Below are 6,161 nucleotides of genomic sequence, written 5' to 3'. Positions count from 1 at the left end.
TGCAAATTAAATTTAAGTTCATGAACCTTTCGTAAATATAAACTTTAGTTCAAACCAAGAGAAGAATAAAACAAAATCTCAATTAACTTACGACTGATTTAGAATAATTTGAAAAAGCCTTAAGCTTCGTTGCTAGCATTATATTTTTGTTGCTTCATTTACGGTTTTATGAAAATATTGAACGATGATAGGTGTATTAAAATTTTTGCCTATCATTATTGGTAAACTGTCCACGGGCAGTCGTGACATAAATTTTTATGTCATTTTTTCGTTTGTAGAAAAAGTCTATCGATAAGCTTAATTCACTTAAATCCCTTGTCTGTCGATGTTTTCTACCTGCAATTTTATAGGTGAAACATGAAGAATTTATTCAAACTATCAACCCTATCACTCATCGTATTGTCCAGCGTTGGATGTGGCGGAGGTTCAAGCGAAACTAACTCTCATCCTATCGACATGACTGCCTACGGAAACCTTGAGGTACTTGTCGCTGGACTACCATCAGGCTTATCGGCAGATATACAGATAACAGGCCCTAATAATTACTCAACGTCATTAACGACAGGAGAAGTATTATCGAACCTAGTTACTGGCGATTACACTTTGAGTGTGAACAGTGTTACCACTCAAGGAGTCACTTATAGCTTTAACAACGGTCAGTCACAAACTGTAACCGTTTTAGAAGGTCAAACCCTGAGCGTAAACATTGATTATACAGCTCCTGTAACGGCAACTGGCGTAATTACAGGTTTTGGTAGTGTTTATATTAATGGTGTTAAGTTCGAAACAGACCAAGCTGTTGTGACCGCTAACGGAGAAACAGATACTGAAGATGCGTTAGAAATAGGTATGGTTGTCACCATAAACGGAAATATTGGAGCCGATGGTGATGGCGCAGAAGCGTCTTCCATAGAATACCAAGCAAGTGCGGAAGGTCCTGTCACAGGCATTAATTTAGCCGAAAAAACCATTACCCTGCTTGGTCAAGTGTACTTTATTGATGATTTAACTGAGTTTGACGATGTAACTTTTGATGCTATTCAGATAGGTAACTGGGTTGAAATTAGCGCTATCGAAAACAGCGATGATCAATACATAGCTACCCGAATAGAGTTATCCGATAGCTCAGAAGAATATCAATTAGTTGGAGAGGTATCGCAACTTGATACAGTAACAATGACGTTCAACATTGCTGGGCAATCCATTGATTATTCTAACGCTACAGTAGAGGGAGAGTTACTAGATGGTGTTGAAGTCGAAGTTGAATCAGAAACAGACCTTGTTGATGGCGTGTTAGTTGCCTCAGAAGTTGAAGTAGAAGAAGCGCCAGATTTAGCAGGTCAGCTTATTGGTTTTGAGGGTGAAATTGAGGTGTTTACGTCAATAACCGACTTTGTGGTAGATGACCAAGCCATCACAACTACAAATGAAACCATCTTCAAAGGGGGACAAAGCTCGGATTTAGCCCATGGTGTCGAGATTGCCGTTAGAGGCACAATTGTTGATGGAGTCTTGGTCGCAACCGAAATCAGAATTGCGCAGGACACTGAAATTAAAATAGAAGGACTTGTTCAGTCAACCGACCTAGATACTAATTCGATTGTTATTCTAGGTAATACAATTTTTACTGATGAGTACACGCGTTTTATTGATGACTCAGAAGACGATGAAAGACGTTTTAGAATCGATGATATTTTAATTGGCGATAAGGTTTCTATTAAGGCATTTGATAACGAAGGCCAACTGCTTGCCAGTCAGATAAAACGTAAAAAAACAGCCAACGAAGTTGACGATGATACGGAAACGACTGAGTTGGAAGGTAAAGTATCAGATATTAGCGCCCCAACGTTTTCTGTTAATGGTGTAAGAGTTAAAGTAACGGAAGCTAGTGTGATTGAATCACCAAATGGCTCAGAGCTAACCTCAAGTGAATTTTTCTCTGCTATAACAAACGATACCGAAGTTGAAGTAGAAGGTATCCCTCAAGATGATGGCTCGCTGTTGGCACTTGAAATTGAGATTGAGTCAAAAGAAAACGATTCAGGTGATACCGAGCCGTTTGTGGAGCTTAAAGGCAACATAGATAGTTTTGACTCGATAGAGGCTTTTACTGTTAACGGCCACTCAATTACCACTAACCTATTTACACGATATGAAGATGGCAACCCTGATTTATTGGCTGTAGGTATTGAAGTGGAAGTTAAAGGGCATCAAGCAGAAGATGGTACGATAGTCGCGAAAAAAATTGAGTTTGAATCAGAAGATGATAATGACCGTGAAAGTGAGATAGAAGGTGAAATTACAAGTTTCACAAGCGCAACTGAATTTACTATTGGTGAGCAAGCCATCACAACGACAGCTAATACAGAATTTGATAACGGTAGTGTTGAAAGCTTGGCTTTAGGCGTTCATGTAGAGGTTGAAGGACACATCAATAATGATGGCATTCTGGTTGCTGATGAAATCGAGTTTGAAGAAGCTGATGAAATATCAGTGGAAGGCGTTGTCTCAGTATTTGTATCAGCAACGGAGTTTTCAATTGGCGAACAATCTATAACTACTAACAGTGAAACTGAGTTTAAGAACAGCAGCGCTTCAATGCTGGCACTTGGTGTAACACTGGAAGTTGAAGGTGTGCTCGATGAAAATGGAACGCTCGTGGCAACAAAAGTTGAATTTGAAGAGCCTGATGATGTTGAAGTTGAAGGAATTATTACCGTATTTACTTCTGCAACTGATTTCGAAATTGATGGACAACATGTAATTACAGATGAGTTTACTGCCTTTAACGATGGTACGGCTGAAAATTTAGCGCTAGGTGTGGAAATTGAAGTAGAAGGATATGCAAACAGCGACGGTTCAATTGTAGCGTTTAAAGTTGAATTTGAAGAATTCGATGAAAATGAAGTCGAGGTCTCAGGCACTATTTCAGAGTTTATTTCCGCGACTGATTTTTCTATTGGAGAGCAGAAAATCACAACCAATGATGATACAGAGTTTGAAGATGGTACGATTGATGACCTAGCTGATGGAGTATCAGTCGAAATTGAAGGTGTGGTCAATGAAGATGGAATACTTGTTGCTGAAAAGGTTTCTTTTGATTAGTGCATTCAATCAAATAATCCTCTAAATTAAATACTCCCCAAAAAGCCTGCATACCAGTTGCAGGCTTTTTATATTATAACGTGAGGTATAAAGACTTATTCGTATTGAAAATACACTCGTTAATCTCTGTTTTTAGCAGGTAGTCCATTATCAATATTCACCGCAAGCTTGTTCAAATCAACGCCATCCATCTTTTGAAGGTTGTGTTGCCATCTAGCAAACCTTTCGAGCAAAATATCGTTTTGGGTACTTAACCGTGTATTCTCTGAATTAAGCCTCTCGTTCTCGTTTTCAAGTTTTTCAACTCGCTTTATAAGCTCAGCGATGGTTGCATCATCATTATCCAAATTTTCCAAGAGTTGACTTAATTTATCGGAACTATCAAATAAAGACTTGGCTTCTTCGATAGCAGCAGATTTTTTGTTTCTTAACTCTTCTTTCTTCAAGTCAAAAGCATGTTTGATTTCGTCATGTTTTGTGTATGTATGGCGTGATGGAGGGCGCTTTAAGCCCAATTCAGATTGCAGTTTTTCTGACAAAAGATCATAAGTCAGCTTTCCACTCCAACCATCAATAATTCCAAGTATTGTTTCTTTGTTGTCTGTTACAAAAGCCATGATTACTCCTCCATATCTGATAGTGCTAAGGCGGTGAGATCAAAAGTAGGAATTACATTTTGCTCATCAATATTGAGTGAGCGTTTGACTGGTGATGGGTCTAATTCATCAGGTATTCTGATAGGTGTCCCATCAGGTGTGTTAGGGTCTTCCATCATGGTAATAATGGTCTTGATCTTTGATAACCTGAAACCTAGAGCTGTTACCCAACGATCAGCACCGAAAACTTTATCTCCTGCTTTAACGATTGCATCCTCTAGTTGCTCCTCATAAAGCTTCTCAAGGTTTTTAAGCTCTTCTAGGGTGTTAGGCAGTCCCTTGAGGCATTCATGGTCACTACAGACCGCACAATCACCATTTTTAACACATGGACTTTCCGCATAGTTGTGAACGCAGTAACCTAACCCTGTAAATTGAGCGACACCCGACCTATTAATACCGAGTGATTTAAGAGAAACGGGTAAACCTAAATCATGTAAAACGATTGCAGGAGGTGGCGACTCAGATGTGTATGGCGATAAAAACTGATTAGCTTGAGCAACCGTCATGATACCTTCTCCAGTTACTACATGACCTATGCGCTTCGTTAGCCGTGATTTCTGTTCTTGTGTTCTACCATCGTAAGCTTTGTTTTGTTCTATATCCGCTCGACCTGACCATTTGGCAATCAACCAATCTTCTTCACCAGCGAGTTTTAACTTGGTATTTAACCAATGCCGAGGTTGGTGAGTATTTAACCGCAATCGAGAACCGTCTTCGTCAGTAATAGACAATTCATCAAAAACCGATTCAATTTGATTTTCTCCTGAGGGTCTATCAGAACCTATAGCGTCACTTACAGATCCGTGACCCACCATTACCCACGAAAACGACTTAACATCAAACTCTTTATGAAACTCATTTTCTCGAACTAAGGTAATGCAGTCCCAGATTTTGACATCGCCATAATTGGGAAAGCCTTTTGTTGTATATTTTTGGTCAACAACAGAGCGCAGATCTCTATAACTAGGGAACGCGATGCTTACCCCAGTTGGATTATGAGTGTGTTTGGTCAGTATTTCGTTGTCTTGAGTTACTGTACCCCCTTTTAATAAGTCCTTTTTCCAGTCAGTCACATGATTAAGTTGGCTTATCAAATTGCGCAACCATTTTATTGCACCATTATGTGACCAACTCATCTGTGTCCCTTTAAAATCAAGACCAGTCTTAAATCCCATCGCTTTTGCGAATTGGTTGTATGTTAACGGTTTATCTTGAGGAAAATCAGCATGTGTAATGCATTCATTATGAACTAAAAATACTTCTGGATTTTCATGAGCAAATTTCGCAGCAGTTCGTGCGGGTTCGGAAATATCAATAAGTCTGTCAAATGCCTGCTGTACGACATCCTCTAGTAGTTTAGGCACCCACTTTTTAACGGGATCTCCACCTTTTGCAGGATGCCACATTAGATATAAACGTCCCTTTTCACTTCTTTGTAATGAATTTGTTGTTAAACCATTAAGTTCTGTATTTCTACTCGGCTGGCACATCAACATTACACATAGACTGGAGAAGTACTTTTGACGAGGTGTTTTAGCTTTGTGAAAGGCATCCGCCACTTGAAGCATTTGATAGTCAGAAGGGCATTTCTCCACTTCTTCTTTACGACTGTCTTCATCAAGTTTAATTCTGGAATCAGATGGACGAGGGAAAGGATTTGACCAGTCTTGTAGATCTAGCTTGAATCGCTTGTCCTTAATGAACTTCAATATTTTTTCAAATGACAGACCAATATTGCGCTTTCCTCCAGCACCTAATTTACTGTTCCTAATCTGCTCCTCAACACGATTTATCAATGTGTTATTGAGGTGCATAATATCAACATCAGATCTGTCATTTAGAGTCGTGTTTTCTTTTAGCGCATTATAGATCCACACTAAAGATGAAGCCCAAGCGGTTGAGTCTCTATGATTTAGTGACTGCTCATAACGTACATAGGCTTTGGCAAAATCAGCAAATGGCTGTTTGAATGGTATATATTTGGATTGGTTTACACTGTTTCCAAATACGATAGTTAACTTCTTTCCTCTTGCTGTGTCCCAAGACCATTTATCACATTCCCATCCTTTCTGAGTTCCTAGAGGGGCATTAAATTCATGATCACCAAAAAGTGATAAGTCATTTTTTGCGAATGCTATGAAGTCCGCATAATTTTTCTGGTAATCGAGCTTATGCTTCGGTGTAAATACCAATACATCAGACATTTAACGCCCCTTCTTTTTCTAGCTCTTGCTTTCTAACATGACACTTTTGAATGACTACTTTGATTGCATTAATACTTCGATTATGGCCTTGTAATGAATCGCCACTATTAGCCTAGACACTTCCCAGCCGTTGAACATGGCGTTTTTCATACTCTACTGGTGACAGTAAATTATTGGAACCATGTTTGCGTTT

At 39.1% G+C, this 6,161-nt stretch carries 3 protein-coding genes; 1 reads left to right on the top strand and 2 read right to left on the bottom strand.

The annotated features are described in order from the left end of the window. Positions 1–357: 357 nt before the first annotated feature. Positions 358–3,105 (top strand): DUF5666 domain-containing protein, encoded by a 2,748-nt coding sequence (locus tag LHL20_RS20400; RefSeq protein WP_226434614.1) that lies wholly within the window; start codon positions 358–360, stop codon positions 3,103–3,105. 119 nt (positions 3,106–3,224) lie between these two features. On the opposite strand, the gene LHL20_RS20395 is transcribed toward LHL20_RS20400, so the two are convergent. Then, positions 3,225–3,722: a hypothetical protein gene (locus LHL20_RS20395; protein ID WP_150141069.1), complete on the bottom strand. Its 498-nt coding sequence runs from the start codon at positions 3,720–3,722 to the stop codon at positions 3,225–3,227. A gap of 2 nt (positions 3,723–3,724) precedes the next feature. Continuing rightward, positions 3,725–5,968, bottom strand: a complete 2,244-nt coding sequence (locus tag LHL20_RS20390; protein WP_226434613.1) for a hypothetical protein — start codon at positions 5,966–5,968, stop codon at positions 3,725–3,727. Between the last annotated feature and the right edge of the window lie 193 nt (positions 5,969–6,161).

Source organism: Alteromonas sp. McT4-15, from assembly GCF_020515205.1.
Taxonomy (GTDB): Bacteria; Pseudomonadota; Gammaproteobacteria; order Enterobacterales; family Alteromonadaceae; genus Alteromonas.
Note: the sequence above shows the minus strand (reverse complement) of the source record. Positions and strands in the feature narration are given on the sequence as shown.